Source organism: Streptomyces sp. NPDC001020, assembly GCF_053599115.1.
On the sequence record NZ_JBSFLQ010000035.1, the window covers coordinates 43,295 to 64,027 of the forward strand.

The following is a 20,733-nucleotide window of genomic DNA, read 5'->3' on the forward strand; positions in this document are numbered from 1 at the left end:
TCCCCTTCCCTGTGACCGCCTCAACTCGACGGTGTGGCGATCCCCTTGGTGATCGTGGGCCCGAAGCGGCGCAGCTGCGGCAGGGTGGTGACCATGTGGGCCACGACCCGCTCGCTGAGGCAGACATGGTGGTGGGGGACATCCCCGGGAAAGCGCACGAAGTCACCGGCCGACAGGTCCACCGGTTCATTGACCGGGCCGGTGCGCAGCTTCCCGGTGATCACGTAGAGGTGGTGCAGAGTGCCCGGGGCGTGCGCGGCGATCGTTTCGGGGGTCCCGGTGCCGCGCTCCAGACGGAGTACCAGGGTCCGGACGTAGCCCGAACCGTAGGTCTCGTCCAGCGGACGCTCGGCCCAGTGCTCCCGATCGACCCATTCGCCCTCGTCGTGCCGCTGGACGTAGACCGGGGTGCCCCACTCGGTCAGCAGGCGGCGGGTCGGCACGTCCAGTGCGGCACCGAGCAGGGCCAGGGTCTCCACGGTGGGGTTGCCCAAGCCCTGCTCGATCTTGCTCAGCGTCTGTTTCGACAGGCCGGACCGGCGGGCGAGTTCGCCCAGGGACATCGTCCTCTCCCGCCGGAAGCGCCGGACGTTGCGCGCCACGAGTTCGTTCTCCCGGGGCGCGGTGTCACTTTTAATATGCATCTCGTCATTGTTGACGAACGGCGGTGCAGTTCGCATCCTTGTCACGTAAAGGTTTCCGCGGTGTGTATTGAAAGTGACACCGCCCCTTGGCACTGAGGTGATCCACCATGACCGTGACCCTCGATGGCCCCGTGCGCGACGACCGGGCCGCTGTCGACAAGGCCATCAGCCTCCTCGTCGCCCTGGGAGACAGGGCCAGCGGGGGGATGGGGGTCAGCGAGCTCGCGCGGCGGGCACAGATGAGCAAGTCGACCGCGTACCGGGTGCTCGGCATGCTGGAGCGCAACGGCGTCGTGGAACGCGTCGGCACCGGCTACCAACTCGGTGAGCGGCTGCACCACCTGGGCCGTGCCGTCTACGCGCCGGGTGCCGAGAGCGTCCGCGACGTGCTGCTGCCCTACCTGGCCGACCTGTACGAATCGACCCGCGAGACGGTGCACCTGGCGGTGCTGCACGGCACCCACGTGGTCTATCTCGCCAAGCTCTACGGCCACCGTCCCGCGCCCGTGCCGTCCCGGATCGGCGGGCGGCTGCCGGCCCACACGACGGCCGTCGGCAAGGTCCTGCTCGCCTATGACTCCGACGCCGCGGAGCGGGTGATGTCCCAGCCGCTGGAGGGATTCACCGCGAACAGCATCACCGACCCGGACGACCTGTCCGCCGAACTGGACGTCATCCGCCGTACCGGTGTCGCCTTCGACGACGAGGAGTACCAGCCCGGGCTGGCCTGCGTGGCGGCCCCCGTGCTCAGCCGGGGCGGACGCGCGGTCGCGGCCCTGTCGGTCGCCGGGCGGCACGGCCGGATCGACCCCCGGGCGCTGAGCGCACAGGCGCGCCGCGTCGCCGCCGCGGCGTCCCGGGCGTGGGCGGGCCGGGTCGGCCGGCAGCCGTATGCCGACCTGAGGGCCCGCGCGTAGACCCCGTGCCGGGACGTCCGGCCACCACGGTGGCCGGACGTCCCGTGAGGGCCCGGGGCGGGGTACCGACGACGGCGAGCCCTCGTCACCCACCCGGGGCCGTCGGCGGTCAGGTAGTCGGAGCCGACCGCAGCAGATCCAGCGCTATGTCGACGATCATGTCCTCCTGACCGCCGACCAGCCCACGCCGTCCCACCTCCAGCAGGATGCTGCGCACATCGATGCCGTACTGCCGGGAGGCGGCCTCCGCGTGCCGCAGGAAGCTGGAGTAGACACCGGCGTAGCCAAGGGTGAGCGTCTCACGGTCGACCTGGACCGGACGGTCCTGCAAGGGCCGTACGAGATCGTCCGCGGCGTCCTGCAGGGCGAACAGGTCGCAGCCGTGTTTCCACCCCTGCAGCGAGGCCACCGCCACGAACGGCTCGATGGGGCAGTTGCCCGCGCCCGCGCCGTGTCCGGCGAGGGACGCGTCGACCCGGGTGACGCCCTCCTCGACGGCAACGACGGAGTTCGCGACCGCCAGGGACAGGTTCTGGTGGGCGTGGACACCGATCTGCGTCTCGGGCTTCAGCACATCGCGGTAGGCGCGGACGCGTTCGCGGACGCCGTCCATGGTGAGCCGGCCACCGGAGTCGGTGACGTACACACAGTGGGCGCCGTACGACTCCATCAACCTGGCCTGCTCGGCGAGCTTCCCGGCGGGGGCCATATGGCTGAGCATCAGGAACCCGGAGACGTCCATGCCGAGTTCGCGGGCGGTGGCGATGTGCTGGGCGGCGACATCGGCCTCGGTGCAGTGCGTGGCGATGCGCACGGACCGTACACCGAGCGAGTGCGCGTGCTTGAGTTCGGCGATGGTGCCGATGCCGGGCAGCAGCAGCGTGGTGAGCGTGGCCCGTTCGAGGACGGACGCGGCGGCCTCGATCCACTCCCAGTCCGTGTTGCTGCCGGGGCCGTAGTTCAGCGAGCCGCCCGCCAGGCCGTCGCCGTGGGCGACCTCGATCGCGTCGACGCCGGCCGCGTCCAGGGCGGCGACGATCCGGGTCACGTCGGCAGGGGTGATGCGATGCCGGACGGCGTGCATGCCGTCCCGCAGGGTGACGTCCTGGACGTACAGGTTCGTGGTCATGCGGGTGCCCCCTGGCGTGCGTGCTGGGCGATGCGCTCGGCGGTGCGCAGGGCGGCCGAGGTCATGATGTCGAGGTTGCCGGCGTAGGCGGGGAGGTAGTGGGCGGCGCCCTCGACCTCCAGGAACACCGACACCCGGGTGGTCACCTCGGGGGCGTCGGCGGGCAGCAGGGTGTGCACGGGCTCGTCGGCCGGCAGCGGGGTGAACTGGACGTCCTGCTTGAGCCGGTAGCCGGGTACGTACTGGGCGACCTCCGCCACCATGTCCGCCACCGAGGCGCGGATCGCCTGGTGATCGGCGTCGCCGATGAGACAGAAGACGGTGTCCCGCATGATGAGCGGCGGCTCTGCGGGGTTGAGGACGATGATCGCCTTACCGCGGGCCGCGCCGCCCACCTTCTCGATGGCCGCCGAGGTGGTCTCGGTGAACTCGTCGATGTTGGCGCGGGTGCCGGGGCCCGCGGACTTCGAGGCGATGGAGGCGACGATCTCCGCATAGGGGACGGGGGTCGTACGGGCGATGGCGTGGACGATGGGGATGGTGGCCTGGCCGCCGCAGGTGACCATGTTGACGTCGTCGGCGTTCAGGTGGGCGTCGAGATTGACCGCGGGGACGACGAACGGGCCGATCGCCGCGGGCGTGAGGTCGATCAGCTTCTTGCCGAACGGCTGGAGCCTTCGGGCATTGGTGAGGTGCGCCTTGGCCGAGGTGGCGTCGAAGACGATGTCGATGTCCTCGAAGCCGTCCATCGCGATCAGACCGTCGACGCCCTCGTGGGTGGTGGGCACCTTGAGACGGCGGGCCCGGGCGAGACCGTCCGAGTCCGGGTCGATGCCGACCATGGCTGCCATCTCCAGGCTCTCGGAGAGCCGGAGAACCTTGATCATCAAGTCGGTTCCGATGTTGCCGGAGCCGATCACGGCCACTTTCGTCTTCTTCATGAGGCGTCCTTGTCGGTGAACGTGGCGGTTACCGGGCCGAGGCCGGAGATCTCCGCGGAGACGGTGACGCCGGGTGCGATGACGGCCATCGGGCCGAGGGCGCCGGAGAGCACGAGCTGGCCGGCGCGCAGGGGGTCCCCCAGGGCGCGTGCGGTGCGGGCCAGCCACAGCAGGGCGTAGAGCGGGTCGCCGAGACAGGCGGCGCCGTCGCCTTCGGAGACGAGAGCCCCGTCGATGTGCATCCGCATGACCGCCTCGCGCGGTTCGAACGCGCTCAGCGGCAGACGGGACTCGCCGAGCACATACAGCCCGCTGGAGGCGTTGTCGGCGACGGTGTCGGCGAGGGTGATGTCCCAGTCGGCGATGCGGCTGTCGACGATCTCCAGGGCGGGTGTCGCGTAGTCGACCGCCGCGCGGACGGCGGCGAGATCGAGGTTGTCCCCGTCCAGGTCCGCGGCGAGAACGAAGGCGATCTCCGCCTCGGCCTTCGGCTGCAGCAGCCGATTCATCGGCACCTGGGCCCGGTCGGAGACATCCATGTCGGCGAAGAGGACGCCGAAGTCCGGCTGATCCACGCCCAGTTGCCGCTGCACCACGGGCGAGGTGAGCCCGATCTTGCGGCCGGTGACGACCGCTCCGGCAGCCAGTCTGCGCTCGGTGAGCCGGCGCTGGACCGCGTAGGCCGTGACGACATCGGTACTGCCCAGCAGATCGCGGACCGGGGCGCACGGGCGCCCTTCGATCCCGGCCGTCTCCAGCCGGTCCACGGCCGCGGCGACGGCCTTCTCGTGGTCGCTCATCGGCCCGCATCCCCTTCCGTCGGCTCTTCCGCGGCCGTCTGTTCCGCGGTCGCCACGGCGAAGCCCGCGATCCACTCGGGGACGGGTGCGTAGAAGCGGGACGTCATTTCGTACGGGCCGGTCGCGGCCAGCGAGGCGAACGCGGCGATCCAGGTGCGCACCTCGTGGGCCGAGCCCCCGCCTTCGGCGCCCATCCACTCCACGCTCCAACCGTCCACGTCGGCGAGACGGTTCTCCTGAAGGGTGTCGAGGACGAGGTTGTCCCAGGCCGGGTTGATCGGGATCATCGTGGTGGAGCCCGCCGCGTAGTCGCGGCCGGCCTGGATTACTCGCTGCTCGCCCCTGGCCCGCTGCTCGGGAGTGGGCGGATGACCTTCGATGAGGGCGTCGGCGACCCGGGGCGGGGCGCCGTCGAGCACCGGCACCGGCGGATCGTGCGAGAGCCCGCCGGAACCGAGGAAGAGCACCCGCCGGTCGAGCTCCGCGGCGGCTTCCCCCAGAGCGGTTCCCAGGGCCCGGATCCGGCTGACCGGCCCGAGCGGGGTGGCGACACCGTTCACGAACACCGGCACGACGGGGACCTGGTCGATGCCGCCGAACAGGACCTCCAGCGGCTGCACGAAGCCGTGGTCCACGGTCATCCGGGCCGAGACGCTCAGATCGATTCCGCGGGCGAGGACACCGCGGGCGAGCGCGCGGGCCGCCTCGGTGTCGACCGAGACGGGACCGGCCGACGAGCCGAAGTCACCGACGGCGCCTGCGTCGGTGGCCAGGCAGAACGGAGGCATCTCCTTGTAGAAGAAGCCGTTGTAGTGGTCCGGGGCGTACAGGACGACCAGGTCGGGATCAAAGGCGCGGACGAAGGCGCGCGCGGTGTCGACGGCGCTCTCGACGGCGGCGAGGACCTCCGGGGCGGGATCGTTCTTGCCGATGAGGGGGGAGTGGGACAGGCCGACGGCGGCGGCGGTCATCGCGGTGCTCCTGACTGGTCCGGTCCGGACGGGTGGATGACGAGCTTTCCGGTGAGCCGCCCGTCGAGCATGAGCTGGAAGCCCTTGTGGATCTCGTCCAGCGGCAGCGTGCGGTCGATCACCGGGCGCAGACCGGTGGCGTCCATGAGCTTCAGCAGCGCCACCAGTTCGCTCCGGGTGCAGCCGGTCGAGCCGATGACGCGCTGCTGGAGGTAGAAGATCCGGCCGAGGTCGGCGGGCGGATTGGTACCGCTGGTGGCTCCGGCGATCACGACCGTGCCGCCGGGACGCAGCGACTTCAGCGAATGCGACCAGGTGGCCTCGCCGACCGTCTCGACCACGACATCGACGCGCTCGGGCAGTCGCTCCCCGGTCGGCACCGCCGCCCGCACGCCCCAGGAGAGAGCTTCAACCCGCTTCTCCTCGCTGCGGCTGGTGGCGTACACGACGGCGCCCGCGGCGACGGCCAGCTTGATCGCCGCCGAGGCGACACCGCCGCCCACGCCCTGCACGAGCACCCGGTCGCCCGCGGTGATCCTGGCCTGGGTGAAGAGCATGCGGTACGCGGTCCCCCAGGCGACCGGCAGGCAGGCGGCCTCGTCGAAGGAGAGCCACGACGGCTTGGGGATCAGATTGCGGGTGGGGACGGACAGGTATTCGGCGAAGGCGCCGTTGTGCTGCTCGGAGAGCAGCGCGCGCCCGGGGTCGAGCGTCTCGTCGCCCATGCCGGCGTCCGCGTCGGCGATGACGGGATGCACGAGAACCTCGTTGCCGTCCTCGTCGTAGCCCGCGGCGTCGCAGCCGAGGACGACGGGCAGCCGCTCGGGCGGGTGGCCGACACCGCGCAGGGTCCACAGATCGTGCATGTTGAGCGACGACGAGACCACACGGACGGTCGACCAGCCGGGTCGGCGCTCGGGCGTGGGAACGTCGCCCAGGACGAGCCCGGCGAGCGGGTCGGTCGCGCTCTGGGAGACGGCGGTTGCAGCAAGCATGCGCTCACGCTCCCCCGCGGCCTCCGTCCGCCGACAGCCCGTGTTCCGTCCTACGGAACGACGGATGGCGACCGCTCGCACCGCTGGGTTTGCCTGGGCCCATGACCTCGACGAACGATCCCCAGGGCGCGGCCACGGCGGCCCCGCGCGGGGCCCTGCGGCGCCCGGCAGACCTGGCGCGGAACATCGACGTCTCCGGGCTCGTGGACACCGAGGGCGGGCTGCTGGACCGTGTCATCTTCACGGACCAGGAGCTCTACCGGCAGGAACTGCGCCGTGTCTTCGCTCCGAGCTGGCTGTTCCTCGCGCACACCGACCAGTTCCACAAGCCGGGCGACTTCTTCACCACGTACATGGGTGAGGACCCCGTCATCGTCACCCTCGACCGTGACCGGCGGATCCGCGCCTACCTCAACTCCTGCCGTCATCGCGGCGCCCGGGTCTGCCGCGCCGACGCCGGCACCACCCGCAACTTCACCTGCACCTACCACGGCTGGTCCTTCAACCTGGACGGCGCGCTGGTCAGCGTGCCCAACAAGGACGGCTACCCCGAGTCCTTCGAGACGGGGGAGTGGGGCCTGGTGGAGGTGCCGCACGTGGAGACCTACCACGGCCTGATCTTCGGCACCTGGAACCCCGATCCCGTGTCACTGCGCGAGTCCCTCGGGGACATGGCCTGGTACATGGACGCGATGCTCGACCACGACGACGAGGGCACCGTCGTGGTGGGCGGGGTCCACAAATGGGTCCTGGAGGGCAACTGGAAGCTGGCGGCCGAGCAGTTCGCCACCGACTGGTACCACGTCAACATGAGCCATGCGTCGGCGCTCACGGTGCTCGCGCCCTCGGGCAAGAAGCCCAAGGACGAGGTCGTCCACCGCACCGGCCGCCAGTACTCCGACGCCAACGGCAACGGCGCCGGATTCCCGGTCCACCCCAGGAACCGGTTCGACGCCCAGACCGTGCACAAGTGGATGGACTACGACGCGTTGCGCGAACGTCTCGGTGACGCCCGCGTCGAGGGACCGCTCACGAACGGCCACGCCACCGTCTTCCCCAACTTCTCCTACCTCCCGGTCAACGGCTCGCTCCGCGTCTGGCACCCCAAAGGCCCGGACAAGATGGAGGTCTGGTCCTGGACGATCGTCGACAAGTCGATGCCGCCGGAGGTCCGTGAGGCGCAACGCCTGTACAACCTGCGCACGTTCGGACCGAGCGGCATCTTCGAGCAGGACGACGGCGAGAACTGGAGCGAGGTGCAGGCCATCTCGCACGGCTTCATCACCAACAACGTGGCCCTCAACTACCAAATGGGGATGGGCTCCGAGCGTGAGGACGGCCGCTACCCCGGCACGACCAGCGAACTGTACAGCGACGCGGCCGGCCGCGCGTTCTACACGCGCTGGCGCCACCTGATGAACACCCCCGCCTGGCACGAGGAGAAGAAATGAGCGACGGCATCCGCGTCGCAGCCCTGGAGGACATCCCCCAGGGCGAGGGCATCGCCGTCGACAAGGCGATCACCGGCACCGACGACGACATCGCCCTGCTGCGCGACACCGACGACAGCGTGTATGCGCTCGACGACACCTGCACCCACGGGGACGCCTCGCTCGCCGACGGCTGGGTGGAGGACGGATACGTCGAGTGCCCGCTGCACTCCAGCAAGTTCTGTCTGAAGAACGGCGAGGTCCAGGGCCTGCCCGCGACCCGCAACGCCTGCCCGCACCGCGTCGAGGTGCGCGACGGCGAGGTCTACCTCTTCCCGGGTGAGACGCCGTGACCGACCGTGTGGTGATCGTGGGCGGCGGCATCGCCGGTGTCAGCACGGCGGCCTCCCTGCGCGCGGGCGGCTTCGACGGCGACCTCACCCTGGTCGACGCCGGCGAGTTCCCCTATGACCGCCCGCCCCTGTCGAAGGACTTCCTGTCCGGAACCAAGGGCCTCGAGCAGATCGCTCTCCAGCAGTCCTCCTGGTATGACGACCAGCGGGTACGGCTGGTCAACCAGGCGGTCGTGAAGGCCCTCAGGCCGCGGGACGGCGCCGTCGAGCTGACGGACGGACACCTGCTGCCCGCCGACCGCGTCGTCCTCGCGACCGGCGGCGGTGCCGCCCGCCCGCCGATACCGGGAGCCGACAGCGACCGCGTCCACGTACTGCGCACGGCGGAGGACGCCGACCGGTTGCGTCCGGCTCTCGCCCCCGGCGCCCGACTACTGGTCGTCGGCGCCGGACTGATCGGCGCCGAGGTCGCCGCCACGGCCGTACGCCTCGGCTGCGAGGTCGTCCTGGTCGATCCGGTGGCCACACCCCTTGCCGCCCCGCTCGGCCGGGAACTGGCCACCTGGCTGCACGCCCTGCACACCCGTCACCGCATCAGGACCGCGCAGGCCACCGTGGAGTCCTTCACGGACCGTCCCGACGGCATCGAGGCACGCTTCACCGGCGTCGCCACGCCGGACCTCTTCGACGCGGTGGTGCTCGGGGTCGGCATGGTGCCCCGCACCGAACTCGCTCAGGAGGCGGGGCTGGAGGTCGACCGAGGCATCGTCGTCGACCCCGGGCAGGTCACGTCGAACCCGGCGGTGCTCGCCGTCGGCGACCCGGCACGCACCCGCCGCGACAGCTTGCTCCTGGCGCGCACCGAGCACTGGGAAGCCGCCCAGCACGACGGCGCCCGCGCGGCGGCCACCCTCCTCGGCACCCCGCCACCGGCACCGACCGCCCCCTGGTTCTGGACCGACCGGCACGGACACCACATCGAGGGCGTCGGGAGCATGGACGGCGCCACACGGACGATCGTCCGCGGCTCCTTCGACGAGCCGTCCTTCGCCGTCTTCGGCCTGCGCGACGAACACGTCGTCGCGGCAGCCTCCGTCGACGACCCGTCCGCCGTACGGGCCGCCCGCCGGATGATCGACCGCCACGTCCCGGTCGACGCGTCCCGGCTGGCCGACCCTGCCGTGAACCTGCGCACTCTGCTGCGCGGGTGACGTGCCGGTGTGCCGCTGGGCGGCACATCCCGTAACGCCATGCCCCGCAGAAGGGATCGAATGACACCGTGAGCACAGCCACCGAGCAGATCCGGTCACGCGCCGGGACGCGCGCCGACCGCGACACGCACTTCGAGGTGGAGCAGTTCTACTACGAGGAGGCCGACCTCCTCGACGCCGGCCGCTACACCGACTGGCTCGACCTGCTCGCCGACGACCTCGACTACTGGATGCCGACGCGCACCAACCGTCTGCGCCGCCAGCAGGCACTGTCCGTGGCCGCGCGGGGTGAGGCCGCCTACTACGACGAGAGCAAGGACAGCCTCGCCTGGCGCATCCGCCGGTTCGACTCCGGCATGGCCTGGGCCGAGGACCCGCCCTCGCGGACCCGGCACCTGGTGACGAACGTGATGGTGCGGCACGTGGATCCCGCCGAACACGACGGGTTCACCGAAGACGACCTGTGGGTGCGCTCGGCGTTCCTGGTCTACCGCAACCGGCTGGAGCGTGAGGAGAACGTCTTCGCCGGCAGCCGCACCGACATCCTGCGCCGCACCGGCGACGGCCGTCTCCAGGTGGCCCGCAGGACCATCCTCCTCGAGCAGAACATCCTGCAGGCGAAGAACATCTCGACGTTCTTCTGAGCACCACCCCCGCACCACCTCGACCTCCTTGTGATGGGACATCCCGTGACCGACCTCGACCTCAAGCAACACCGCGTGCCCACCTCACTGGGTGAGATCGCCGTGGCCGAAACCGGTGAAGGACCCGTGCTGGTGATGCTGCACGGCGGCGGCCCCGGCGCCTCCGGTGTCAGCAACTACCTCCAGAACCTCCCGGCCCTGGCCCGGCACTTCCGTGTCGTCCTGCCGGACCAGCCCGGCTTCGGCGACAGCTACCGCCCGGACGAGGAGGACCTGGAGCAGCGGTCGATCACCGAGATCACCGTGGACGCCCTCTTCCAGGCCCTCGACGCCCTCGGTATCGACACCTTCCACCTGCTGGGCAACAGCCTCGGCGGAGCCGCCGCCCTCGCCATGGCCCAGCAGCGCCCGGAGCGGGTGACCCGGCTGGTGCTGATGGCGCCCGGCGGCGGCTGGCTGCCCTTCGGTCCCACACCCACCGAAGGCCAGAAGGAGATGTTCCGCTACTACAACGGTGGCGGGCCCAGCGAGAAGAAGATGGCCGCGTTCATCCGCACCATGGTCTTCGACCACAAGCAGTTCGGCGAGGACGTCGTACGGGCCCGTTACGAGGCCTCGCTCGACGAGAGCCACATCGCCTTCTACCACCGCTACAACGCGGCGTTCGCCCGGCGCGGCGGCATGGACCCGCTCTGGCGTGAGCTGCATCGCATCACGGCACCCACCCTGCTGCTGTGGGGCCGCGACGACCGTACGATCACTCTTGACGGCGCGCAGCTCATGCTCAAGCAGATCCGGGACGTGCAACTGCACGTGTTCGGCCGCTGCGGCCACTGGGTGCAGCTCGAGCGGCGGCGCGAGTTCGACGACCTGGTCACCGGATTCCTCAGGGAGCAGGCATGAGCGGCGGATGGCTCGAAGGATACGCGGCCCTGATCACCGGCGGCGGATCCGGCATCGGCCGCGCCGTCGCCGAACGCTTCCTCGCCGAGGGAGCCTCGGTCACGGTTCTCGGCCGGGACAAGGATCGGCTGGACGAGGTCGTACGCTCGGCCGCCGATCCGTCCCGGGTCCACACGGTCACGGCCGACGTACGCGACAGTGTGGGGCTCCAAGCGGCCGTCGCCGAGACCGTCGACCGCTTCGGCAAGCTGGACACCCTCGTCGCCAACGCCGGGGTGTGGGACTACCAGCGGCAGCTCACCCGGCTAGGTGCCGAGGAACTGGACACAGCCTTCGACGAGATCTTCTCCGTCAACGTCAAGGGGTATCTGCTGGCCGCTCAGGCGGCGTGGCGCGAGCTGGTGAAGACACGCGGCAGCATCGTCATGACGTTGTCCAACGCCTCGTTCTACGTCAACGGCGGCGGCCCCCTCTACACGGCGAGCAAGCACGCCTGTCTGGGCCTGATGCGCGAACTGGCCTACGAACTCGCCCCCAAGGTCCGTGTCAACGGCGTGGCCTGCGGCGGTATGAACACCGATCTGCGCGGCCCGGAGTCCCTGGCTCTGGCCGGCCGCTCGATCTCGGCGTCCTTCGCGAAGAAGGGACCGGACGCCCCGCCGCCGCCCATCCCGCTGCACGACTCCAGCACGGATCCGCGTGACTTCACCGGGCCGTACGTGCTGCTCGCCTCCCGCGCCCAAAGCGGTCCGATCACCGGGCACGCGATCTCTGTCGACGGCGGCATCGGCGTACGCGGGTTCACGCGCGCCGCCGGCGGCGACGACCTCTGACGCTCGATGAGGAGCCGACCGTGACCACGCCCCCTGCGACGACGCCCCACCCGCTCAACTCCGGCCTCCGGGTCGACCTCAACCCGGCCGCCGCCGTCGCGCGCAACGCCCGTCACCAGGGCGATGCCATCGCTGTCCGCTATGCGGGCGGCGACCTCACCTATGCCCGGCTCGACGACCGGTCCGCCCGGCTGGCGACCGTGCTGGCACAAGGAGGTGTCGCCGACGGCGACCGGGTCGCCTACCTCGGTCTCAACAGCGGCGCCTTCCTGGTGACCATGCTGGCGGCCTTCCGGCTCGGCGCCGTCTTCGTCCCGGTCAACTACCGATTGGCCGAACCGGAGTTGGAACGTGTGCTGCACGGCAGCGGTGCCACGGTCGTGGTCTGCGAGGAAGGACACCGGGCGGGCATCGAACGGGTGCGTGACAGGACGCGTCTCACCCGCTTCCTCCTCGTGGACGACGACCCGGAGGCGCCGACGACGGGCGCGGACGGCTGGGAGCCCTGGTCCCCGCTGCTCGCGGCCGCCCTGCCCACTTCCTCCATGGCCGTCAAGTACGCCGATGACGCGGCGATCCTGATGTTCACCTCGGGTACCACCGGAGTGCCCAAGGGAGTCGTCCTGACGCACGGCAACGCCTGGTGGAACGCAGTCAACGTCGAGCTGCGGCTGGACACACGCCGTGGCGACGTCACCTACGCCGCCGCCCCGCTCTTCCACATCGGAGCCCTGAACAGCTTCGTGCTGCGCACCCTGGTGCGCGGCGGCACGGTGGTGGTCCGCCGCGCCTTCGACCCGCAGACGTGTCTGGACGACGTGGTCACCCACCGGGTCAACTCGATGTTCGGGGTTCCCCAGATGTTCGGCGCCCTCGCCCGCGTACCCGGTGTCTTCGACCGGGATCTGAGCCATCTGCGGTCCGTGGTGGTCGCGGGTGCCCCGGTACCGCCCTCGCTCATCGAGCTGTACGCGGCCCACGGCGTGCTGCTCCAGCAGGCGTGGGGACTTACCGAGACCGCCCCCTTCGCCACCCATCTGCCCGGCGAGCGCACCCTGGACAAGATCGGCTCCGCCGGCATCCCGATGCCCTTCACCGAGGTCCGCGTGGTGGACACGGTCACCAACGAGCCGCTGAAGCCCGGAGAGCCCGGGGAGATCGTCGTCCGCGGCCCCAACGTCACGGTCGGTTACTGGGAGAACCCGGAGGCGACCCGGGCGGCCTTCGACGACGAGGGCTGGTTCCACTCCGGCGACATCGGCCACCTCGACGAGGACGGTTACCTGTTCATCGTGGACCGCCTCAAGGACATGATCATCAGCGGTGGTGAGAACGTCTACCCGGCGGAGGTAGAGCGCGTACTGGCCGCCATGCCGGGGGTACTCGACGTCGCCGTCGTCGGCGTTCCCGACGAGCAGTGGGGCGAGACCGTCGCCGCCGTGCTGACCGTGGAGGATCCGGCGACGATCACCCTGGAGGACGTCCGTTCCTACGCGGCCGGGCAACTGGCCCGGTACAAGCTGCCGCGACGCCTCAAGCTCGTGCCCGCCGTCCCGCGGAACACCTCAGGGAAGCTGGACAAGGTGGCCATCCGCCGCCTGGCCGACGGGGAGGCCTGAAGTGATCGCGGCGCCCTCCCTGCCCGCACTCGACATCCCGGGCGGGTGGAAGACCACGGTGGAGTCGTGGACGCGCTCCACGGGCCGCCTGCGCCTGCACCTGCACGGGCAGGGCATCGACATCGGTGTCCGTGTGGAGCGCTGCGCGGCCGGGCGGCTCCGGGAGGCCTATCCGGCCGGAGCCCGTGATCTGGAGGTGCGGATCGACGGCGGATGCCCGCACAACGCCCTGGCGGAACTGCTTCTGACCCTCGTGGACGCGGTCAGGGCAGCGGATCCCCGCTGCCGGAGGATCGTGTACGCGGCCGCTGAGGACGACCAGGACACCATCGCCGTGGCGGCCGCCGCCGGCTTCCGTCATGCCGTCGATGTGGACCTCGGGGAACAGCAGCTCAGCCTGCTGGTGGCCGAGCCGGACTGGGTCAGCGCCATCGACATGGACCTGGAACACCTGCCGGGGACCTGAGCGGAGCCCTTCGTGTTCGCTGCCCACCCATGGACTCCACGAGGAGTCCATGGGTGCTCGCGGTGCCGGGCCGGGCTTCACCACTCACCGACGGCCGGCAGGCATGGGGTGTCACTGGGGCTTGAAGGAACGGATCTGGTAGTTGCCCATCAGGTTGCCTCCCGCGCCGGCCGGGGTGGAGCCGACGCGGTGGTTGTAGTTGGTCTGTGTGTAGTACTGCATCCGGTGGCCTGTTCCGTTCCACAGGGAGCGGACGTTCTGCCCCCTCCGGATGAAGGAACAGTCGTCGGCGGTGTTCGCCTTGCTGGACTGCTGCCACTGGCAGCGGGTTCCCCCGCCGTTGTAGTCGCTGTAGATGCAGAAGTGCCCCGGGGCACAGCTGTAACTGGCCCGGTGGGCCGTGCTCGTGGGGGCCGCGGCCGCGGCGGGTACGGTGCCGAGGGCTGCGGCCAGCGCGAGCGAGGCAAGGGCGAACGAGCGGATACGACGCATTCCATGGGCTCCTTCTCCTCCCGGCGGTCTCCGGGCCGGTCATGCCACCCGGGACGGGGAGGTTCAGCGGGATCATCTGCTCAAGAGGAGGCCACAGCGGCAAAGCCGAGAGCAAGGACAACGCCGGTAAATCGCCCATTGAGGGGAAATCGGACAGCCTGGAGCCGTGGCGCCGTAGCGCAACTGGTATGGCGGGACGGGGGGTCGGCGATCTCGCCGGGGGTCTCGGCGTCGTATCCGGCTCAGGGCTGTCCGCCGCGCGACTGCGCAGGCGTGGCCCGGAGCGCACCCTTGGCCGCGTTGATCACCGTGTCGCGTTGACGGTGGTGCCGCTCGTACTCCAGCACCTGCCGGACCACGTGGTCGGAGACGTCCCGCAGCTGCGTCTTGATGCGTTCCGGACCCATGGCGTCGTATCCGGCCCAGGGCTCGGCTTCGCGGAGGTGCCCGATGGCGTGCAGCACCCCGGGCCTGCCCGCGTGGGCGCGTTCGTAGCCCTCGATCACCGTCAGTTCCGTCTGGGACAGGCCACGCAGACGCTGCTGGATCTCCGTGATGCCGAGTTGGCTGAAGCCGGGGATGGGCAGGTCGGCATCGCGGGCGACCGCGCCATGCACTTTCTCGGCCAGGTGGGTGACGTCGGGCACCCCTCGTAGGGCGCCGTCTGCTGCGTTCGCCGCGTGTCTGGTGCCTCTTCGGAAGACGGACCGCAGCCGGGCCACGGCCGCGCGTACCCTGCGCCTGACCACGCCCAGCAGCCTGCGGCGGTCGGCTGCCCGGGGCTGGGGCGGACGGTGGCCGTCGGTGGCTGCCGCCACGGCCCTTGCCCGCTGGGCGAGATCCTCCTCGAGGCTCTCCAGAATCCGCTCGTCCTGGCGGCACAGCATGGCCAGCAGGTCGGCGGTCTCCTGGTCCTGGAACTGCTCGGCGATGTTCTTCCCAGCCCGGCAGGTGGCCAGGGCGCGGGCCGCGACGGCGTACGCGTCCTCGGTGTTCTTCAGCAGGCGGCGCTCACCGGCCGGCTGCCGACCGCGCGCCGTCTCCGTCACGGTCAGCACAGCCGCCTTCACCGGCAGCGCGGCCGCCCGTACTGCGCCACGGGTCACGAACCGCGTCAACTGCGCGGCAGCGGAGAACAGTCCGCGGGCCGGGCGTATCTCGCGCACGCGGTCCTCGATGCGCTCGAGGTGATCTTGAGCCTCGGCGGCCCGGCGTTCCAGTCTTTGCCGCTGGACGCCCGGCGGTGTGAGGGTCGCATCCATCCGGAATCGGTCGACGACCGCGGCGTGGGCCTCACGGGTGTCCTCCAACGCCGGTATCAGCACATCCGTCATCGCTGCCATGAGCTGCTCCTGGTGGGATCGGGTGCGGCACACAGCCGCGCGCGAAGAAGGGCTGCCCGCCGTCCATCGCTGTGGCCGGGCAACCGGAACCCATCCTGCGGAAGGTCGCCGAAGATCGCCTGCGGAGTCGGCCGCTCCCGGTCCTCCATACGGGCGGCGTCACCAGGGGCGGCCGCGTCGGCCGGCCCGGCCAGGCGGGCACGGCTTCCTGTGGGGCGCACTCACCCGAGGAGAAGCCGTTCGGGTGACGCGGCGTCCGACGGTGTTCGGCCCGGGAGATCCACCGGTCGAGTGGTGGATTCATCGTGTCCGGGGGGATTCTGGTCCTAGTCATCCACAAGCCCGCGTGGAGTGCGCTCAGCGGCTCCGCACCGATGTGCAGCTCCTTCCCTCCCCGGGGGGCGAAGTGAAAGTCGAACTGATCCAACGGGCTGCCGACGTGCTGTTCGACGTCCCGGACGATGTGCACGAGGAGATCATCAAGCTCATCGACGCTGTGGCCAGGGATCCGGAGGCACAGGTCCCGGACCTTGCCGCGGCGTTCGGGGAATGGTGCTGGCTCGTGTACATCATTCACGGGGACGTGATCGAAGTGCTGGACGTCGGCTGCGCCCGGTGATGCCTGGCCCGGGACCCCGGGCCATGTGCGCGGCCGGGTCTTCGGGGCTTTCCCGGCCCGTGCCCTCATGGTTCCCGAGTGTGGGAGCCGACAGCTCTCGCCCGGCCGGTGCGCCCCCTGCCGGTTCCTCCTCGGGCACGGGAAGCGGCTGCCGCCATGGCGTGGATGTGTCGACCTCCGGTGCGGCCCTGCGGAGCCCTCGTGCCGTGGCCTCGGCCTGCGGGCCGTACCGCACGGAAACGGCGAGAAGACGGAACGGCGCGGGGGGCCGGAGTTCGACGCACACGACGGGCCTGCCGGGCCGCACCACAACGAAATCCTTCCCGCCGTGATGGGCACGCGTGCCGACGCACACAGCTCCGGGAATCCACACGCCTCGCCGGGAGCCTCCGCGCAGCGCGCGCCACCAGTCGGGTTCCACGGTCACCCGGCACACCGCCGTCAGCGGCAGGCGCACATCACCGTGGCGCGCCGCCGCCTTCTCCCACCACGACAGGCGTACGACCACGTCGTCACCCTTGACGAGCATCCGTGCCATTGTCCGGCTCCCTCCCCTCCATCCTCGCTCAGGGAGGCATCCACCGGGTGTCCGGGCAGGTCAGAGGCCGGCCCGGGCAGGGGAAACCCGGGCCGGCCGGTCACAGGCGGCCGGTGAGCATGCCGTGCCAGTACACCGGCGGCAGCACGTACCGCTTGAACACCCACATGTCGCGCCGCTCCTTGAAGGTGTTGATCAGCGGGAACGTGGGCGAGGGCTTCAGGTCGTAGTCGAACTCGGCGAGCAGCATCCGGTCGCGCGCGGTCACCAGCGGGCAGGAGGTGTAGCCGTCGTACCGGCCCGTCGGGGTCTTGCCCTTCATCACGTCCAGCAGGTTCGCGGCCACGACCGGTGCCTGCTTGCGCACGGCCGCGCCGGTCTTGGAGGTCGGCAGGTTCGCCACGTCGCCGAGCGCGAACACGTCCGGGTACTGCGGGTGCCGCAGCGTGTGCTTGTCCGCGGCGACGAACCCCAGGGGACTCGCCGGGTCGGCGAGCGGGCTCTCCTTGACCCAGTCGGGCGCGCTCTGCGGCGGGACGGCGTGCAGGAAGTCGTAGCGGACGGTCTCCTCCGTACCGCCCGCGTGGTCGGTGAGCACGACCTCGCGGCGGTCGCCGTCCACGGCGGTCATCTCCGACCGCAGCCGCACCTCGATGCCGTACCGGGCGGCGACCCGTTCCAGGGTGCGGGACCATTCGGGCACCTTGAACAGGACGGGGTCGGGAATGACGAGGATGATCCGGATCCGGTCGAGGACCCCCTGCTTGCGCCAGTGGTCGGCGGCCAGATACGCGATCTTCTGCGGTGCGCCGCCGCACTTGAGAGGCGTCGCCGGGTGCGTGAACACGGCCGTGCCGGAGCGCATCCCCTTGATCAGGTCCCAGGTGCGCGGGGCGTACTCCGGTGCGTAGTTGCTGCTCACCCGGTCATGTCCCACCGCCTTGGCGAGCCCGGGCACGGCGTCCCAGTCCAGTTGCAGCCCGGGGGCCATCACGAGGTACTCATAGGCGAGTTCGCCGCCGCCGGACAACGTCACGGTGTGGGCGTCGGGGTCGACGGCGAGGGCGTGCCGACGTATCCAGCGCACTCCGTCGGGGATGACGGACGCCTCGGAACGGCGGGTGCTGCGCAAGGACGCCTGACCGCCGCCGACCAGGGTCCACAGTGGCTGGTACCAGTGCGTGTCGGACGGTTCGACGAGGGTGATGTCGGTGACGCCGGCACGGCGCAGGCGGGCCGCGACGCTGATCCCGGCGCTGCCGCCGCCGATCACGGCGACGCGGTGTCGGCCGGCGATGGCCTTGTCGTGCGGTGAGGGGCTGGCGACCATGGTGGAGATCCTTTCCGTCTGACCCTGAGTCTGGAGGTGGATCGTTGTCTGGCGCGGTCCGCGGTTCAGGGCTGCCAGTGCGAGCGCCGGTCTGCGTGGGTGAGACCGAGGGGTGGCGTCGGGTGATCAGGCTCTGAGATACCCCGGGGGGTTATGCCGGTGAGTCTACGAAGGCGTCCGGAAGAGCGTCAAATACCCGGCGGGGTATTTGTCCCTGAGGTAAGACGTCCGACTTACGCTGGGGGAGCACCCTGGAACCGACGGTCTCCCGATCCGGGACAACGCCGCCGAGCGCGTGTCGACGTGCGCCCCAGGAACCGCGGCCGTGCGCGGCGTAGGCCCGCCGCGTGCCCCACCCGGTTCTCCCGTGTCCCGCGACGGAGCGAGTACCGGCACGGAGGCACGGTACCCGTGGGAAAAATCCGGGCCCATGCGATGACTGGCTGGAGGACACGATGACGCATCCGTTCCCCGATCCCGCACAGCCGGGACCGCCCCCCGGACCGGGACCGACCCCGGGACCGGAGCCGATCCCCGAACCAGGCCCCGAACCGGGCCCCGAGCCCGGACCCGCGCCGACGCCGCCAGGACCCGCGCCCACGCCGCCGGGTCCTACGCCTCCGACGCCGCCAGGTCCCACGCCCCCAGGACCCGGCCCTCTCCCCGGCCCGGGCCCCGACCAACCGCAGCCGGTCCCGGAACCCCCACCCGGTCCGGAGCCGCGCCCCACCCCCGAGCCACCCCCGTCCCCGATCCCCCGACCGCCGGGCCCGGACCCTGTTCCCGAACCGGAACCGGGGCCGCCACTGAAATAAGGACGGTTCCCTCCGGCAGCAGGGTGGCCCGGTGCGGGTGCGCCGGGCCACCGTGACTACGGGTACGAACTACGCCTCGACCTCCGAGCGGTCCCCGCCCCACAGTGTGTGGAACGAGCCCGCGCGGTCCGTCCGCCGGTACGTGTGCGCCCCGAAGAAGTCCCGCTGCCCCTGGGTGAGCGCGGCCGGCAGCCGCTGGGCGCGCAGGGCGTCGTAGTAGGCGAGCGCCGCGGCGAAACCCGGTGCGGGGACGCCCTGACGGGTCGCGGCGACGAGGACCTCGCGCCAGTCGTCCTGCGCGTCGGCGATCTCCTGCGCGAATGTCTTGTCCGACAGCAGGCTCGGCAGGTCCGCCCGGACGTCGTAGGCGGCGCGGATACGGTCCAGGAATGCCGCGCGGATGATGCAGCCGCCGCGCCAGATGGACGCCACCTTGCCGAGGTCGATGTTCCAGTCGTACTCCTCACTGCCCGCCGTGATCTCGTGGAAGCCCTGGGTGTAGGACACGATCTTCGAGGCGTACAGCGCCTGCTCCACGCGGTCCGCGAAGGCCGCTGCCTCCGCCTCGCCCAGCGGTGCGGCCTTCGGTCCGGCCAGGCTGCGCGAGGCCTCGCGCAGCGCCCTGTGTCCGGACAGTGAGCGGGCGAACACCGCCTCCGCGATGCCTGACACCGGCACACCCAGGTCGAGCGCGATCTGCACGGTCCAGCGGCCCGTGCCCTTCTGTTCCGCCTGGTCCAGGACCACGTCCACGAACGGCTTCCCGGTCGCCGCGTCCACGTGGGAGAGCACCTCCGCCGTGATCTCGATCAGATACGAGTCCAGCCGGCCGGTGTTCCAGGTGCGGAAGATCTCCGCGATCTGCGCGGGGGAGCGGCCGGCGACGTCACGCAGCAACTGGTAGGCCTCGCCGATCAGTTGCATGTCGGCGTACTCGATGCCGTTGTGGACCATCTTCACGAAGTGGCCGGCACCGTCCGGACCGACGTGGGTCACGCACGGCGCGCCGTCCTTCGCCTTCGCGGAGATCTTCTCCAGCATCGGCCCGAGGGAGTCGTACGACTCGGTGGAGCCGCCGGGCATGATGCTCGGCCCGTGCAGAGCGCCCTCCTCACCGCCCGAGACGCCGGTGCCCACGAAGTGGATGCCCCGCTCGCGCAGCTCCTTCTCCCGGCGGCGGGTGTCCGCGAAGTGCGCGTTGCCGCCGTCGATGATCATGTCACCGGGCTCCAGGAGCGGCGCGAACTCCTGGATCACGGCGTCGGTCGGCTCACCCGCCTTCACCATGATCATCAGGCGCCGGGGCCGCTCCAGCGCCGCCACGAACTCCTCCGCGGTCTCGGTCGGCACGAAGTCGCCCTCGTGTCCGAATTCCTTCACGAGGTCGTGCGTGCGGGACACGGTCCGGTTGTGCAGGGCGACGGTGTAGCCGTTGCGCGCGAAGTTGCGGGCGAGGTTGCGGCCCATGACCGCGAGTCCCGAAACACCGATCTGCGCTGAAGTGCTCATGGCGGTATTGCTCCTAGAGATCCTGGAATCGGCAGTGCCGGTTCGGTCCTGAAGACGTCCTCGACAAGTGGTGAGTGCTGAGTCGTGCCGGTCGTGCTCGTCAGTATGGTCCGGTGACCATCGCGACGTGCCGGTACGCCCCTCGCATGTCCGGATGCCCCGCGACGAGGAACCGGAGGGGCCCGGCTCCAGCCGTTTCCCAGGCGGCGTCAACGCGTGCCGGATCCCGGT

At 70.7% G+C, this 20,733-nt stretch carries 20 protein-coding genes; 10 read left to right on the forward strand and 10 right to left on the reverse strand.

The features are described 5' to 3' along the window. Window positions 1–20: 20 nt before the first annotated feature. The gene (locus ACWDEX_RS28085; protein ID WP_450467000.1) at window positions 21–680 is read right to left on the reverse strand and encodes a helix-turn-helix domain-containing protein; all 660 of its coding nucleotides are present in this window, start codon (window positions 678–680) and stop codon (window positions 21–23) included. 71 nt (window positions 681–751) lie between these two features. Here ACWDEX_RS28085 and ACWDEX_RS28090 point away from each other — a divergent pair, with 71 nt between their 5' ends. After that, window positions 752–1,561 carry an IclR family transcriptional regulator gene (locus tag ACWDEX_RS28090; RefSeq protein ID WP_450467002.1) on the forward strand — a complete coding sequence of 270 codons (810 nt, stop codon included), beginning with the start codon at window positions 752–754 and terminating at the stop codon, window positions 1,559–1,561. A gap of 109 nt (window positions 1,562–1,670) precedes the next feature. Here the strand turns inward: ACWDEX_RS28090 and dmpG are convergent, their stop codons facing one another. From dmpG to ACWDEX_RS28115, 5 genes are read right to left on the reverse strand one after another with little or no spacing between them, the layout of a single operon-like run. After that, on the reverse strand, window positions 1,671–2,690 hold the full coding sequence (dmpG, locus tag ACWDEX_RS28095; RefSeq protein ID WP_450467003.1) for a 4-hydroxy-2-oxovalerate aldolase: 1,020 nt from the start codon (window positions 2,688–2,690) through the stop codon (window positions 1,671–1,673). Next, complete coding sequence (locus ACWDEX_RS28100; RefSeq protein ID WP_450467004.1) at window positions 2,687–3,631, reverse strand: acetaldehyde dehydrogenase (acetylating); 945 nt, start codon at window positions 3,629–3,631, stop codon at window positions 2,687–2,689. The genes dmpG and ACWDEX_RS28100 overlap by 4 nt, the downstream gene beginning before the upstream one ends. Then, the gene (locus ACWDEX_RS28105; protein WP_450467005.1) at window positions 3,628–4,431 is read right to left on the reverse strand and encodes a 2-keto-4-pentenoate hydratase; all 804 of its coding nucleotides are present in this window, start codon (window positions 4,429–4,431) and stop codon (window positions 3,628–3,630) included. Before ACWDEX_RS28105 ends, ACWDEX_RS28100 begins: the two co-directional genes overlap by 4 nt. After that, entirely contained in the window at window positions 4,428–5,402 is a 975-nt protein-coding gene (locus tag ACWDEX_RS28110; protein ID WP_450467007.1) for a 3-carboxyethylcatechol 2,3-dioxygenase, read from the reverse strand. The genes ACWDEX_RS28105 and ACWDEX_RS28110 overlap by 4 nt, the downstream gene beginning before the upstream one ends. Beyond that, complete coding sequence (locus ACWDEX_RS28115) at window positions 5,399–6,397, reverse strand: zinc-binding dehydrogenase (protein WP_450467008.1); 999 nt, start codon at window positions 6,395–6,397, stop codon at window positions 5,399–5,401. Before ACWDEX_RS28115 ends, ACWDEX_RS28110 begins: the two co-directional genes overlap by 4 nt. Window positions 6,398–6,498: 101 nt before the next feature. Here ACWDEX_RS28115 and ACWDEX_RS28120 point away from each other — a divergent pair, with 101 nt between their 5' ends. From ACWDEX_RS28120 to ACWDEX_RS28155, 8 genes are all read left to right on the forward strand, one after another. After that, entirely contained in the window at window positions 6,499–7,848 is a 1,350-nt protein-coding gene (locus ACWDEX_RS28120) for an aromatic ring-hydroxylating dioxygenase subunit alpha (protein WP_450467009.1), read from the forward strand. Further along, a complete protein-coding gene (locus ACWDEX_RS28125; protein WP_450467011.1) occupies window positions 7,845–8,180 on the forward strand; it encodes a non-heme iron oxygenase ferredoxin subunit in 336 nt (111 codons plus the stop codon). Before ACWDEX_RS28120 ends, ACWDEX_RS28125 begins: the two co-directional genes overlap by 4 nt. Further along, window positions 8,177–9,391, forward strand: a complete 1,215-nt coding sequence (locus ACWDEX_RS28130) for an NAD(P)/FAD-dependent oxidoreductase (RefSeq protein WP_450467012.1) — start codon at window positions 8,177–8,179, stop codon at window positions 9,389–9,391. Before ACWDEX_RS28125 ends, ACWDEX_RS28130 begins: the two co-directional genes overlap by 4 nt. A 68-nt stretch (window positions 9,392–9,459) precedes the next feature. Beyond that, window positions 9,460–10,035: a 3-phenylpropionate/cinnamic acid dioxygenase subunit beta gene (locus tag ACWDEX_RS28135; protein ID WP_450467013.1), complete on the forward strand. Its 576-nt coding sequence runs from the start codon at window positions 9,460–9,462 to the stop codon at window positions 10,033–10,035. A 45-nt stretch (window positions 10,036–10,080) separates the two neighbouring features. Beyond that, complete coding sequence (locus ACWDEX_RS28140; RefSeq protein WP_450467014.1) at window positions 10,081–10,938, forward strand: alpha/beta fold hydrolase; 858 nt, start codon at window positions 10,081–10,083, stop codon at window positions 10,936–10,938. Then, complete coding sequence (hcaB, locus tag ACWDEX_RS28145) at window positions 10,935–11,771, forward strand: 3-(cis-5,6-dihydroxycyclohexa-1,3-dien-1-yl)propanoate dehydrogenase (protein ID WP_450467015.1); 837 nt, start codon at window positions 10,935–10,937, stop codon at window positions 11,769–11,771. Before ACWDEX_RS28140 ends, hcaB begins: the two co-directional genes overlap by 4 nt. A gap of 20 nt (window positions 11,772–11,791) precedes the next feature. Further along, complete coding sequence (locus ACWDEX_RS28150; protein WP_450467017.1) at window positions 11,792–13,390, forward strand: acyl-CoA synthetase; 1,599 nt, start codon at window positions 11,792–11,794, stop codon at window positions 13,388–13,390. 1 nt (window position 13,391) lies between these two features. Continuing rightward, entirely contained in the window at window positions 13,392–13,856 is a 465-nt protein-coding gene (locus tag ACWDEX_RS28155; RefSeq protein WP_450467019.1) for a hypothetical protein, read from the forward strand. A 111-nt stretch (window positions 13,857–13,967) separates the two neighbouring features. On the opposite strand, the gene ACWDEX_RS28160 is transcribed toward ACWDEX_RS28155, so the two are convergent. Both ACWDEX_RS28160 and ACWDEX_RS28165 read right to left on the reverse strand, forming a co-directional pair. Then, window positions 13,968–14,348 (reverse strand): peptidase inhibitor family I36 protein, encoded by a 381-nt coding sequence (locus ACWDEX_RS28160; RefSeq protein WP_450467020.1) that lies wholly within the window; start codon window positions 14,346–14,348, stop codon window positions 13,968–13,970. 242 nt (window positions 14,349–14,590) lie between these two features. Beyond that, window positions 14,591–15,691: a hypothetical protein gene (locus ACWDEX_RS28165; RefSeq protein WP_450467022.1), complete on the reverse strand. Its 1,101-nt coding sequence runs from the start codon at window positions 15,689–15,691 to the stop codon at window positions 14,591–14,593. 406 nt (window positions 15,692–16,097) lie between these two features. Between ACWDEX_RS28165 and ACWDEX_RS28170 the strand changes: the two genes are divergently transcribed. Further along, window positions 16,098–16,310 carry a hypothetical protein gene (locus ACWDEX_RS28170; RefSeq protein ID WP_450467024.1) on the forward strand — a complete coding sequence of 71 codons (213 nt, stop codon included), beginning with the start codon at window positions 16,098–16,100 and terminating at the stop codon, window positions 16,308–16,310. A gap of 638 nt (window positions 16,311–16,948) precedes the next feature. On the opposite strand, the gene ACWDEX_RS28175 is transcribed toward ACWDEX_RS28170, so the two are convergent. Together ACWDEX_RS28175 and gndA are read right to left on the reverse strand one after the other, a co-directional pair. Next, window positions 16,949–18,178 carry an FAD-dependent oxidoreductase gene (locus ACWDEX_RS28175; RefSeq protein WP_450467025.1) on the reverse strand — a complete coding sequence of 410 codons (1,230 nt, stop codon included), beginning with the start codon at window positions 18,176–18,178 and terminating at the stop codon, window positions 16,949–16,951. An 884-nt stretch (window positions 18,179–19,062) separates the two neighbouring features. After that, on the reverse strand, window positions 19,063–20,502 hold the full coding sequence (gene gndA, locus ACWDEX_RS28180) for an NADP-dependent phosphogluconate dehydrogenase (protein ID WP_450467026.1): 1,440 nt from the start codon (window positions 20,500–20,502) through the stop codon (window positions 19,063–19,065). Between the last annotated feature and the right edge of the window lie 231 nt (window positions 20,503–20,733).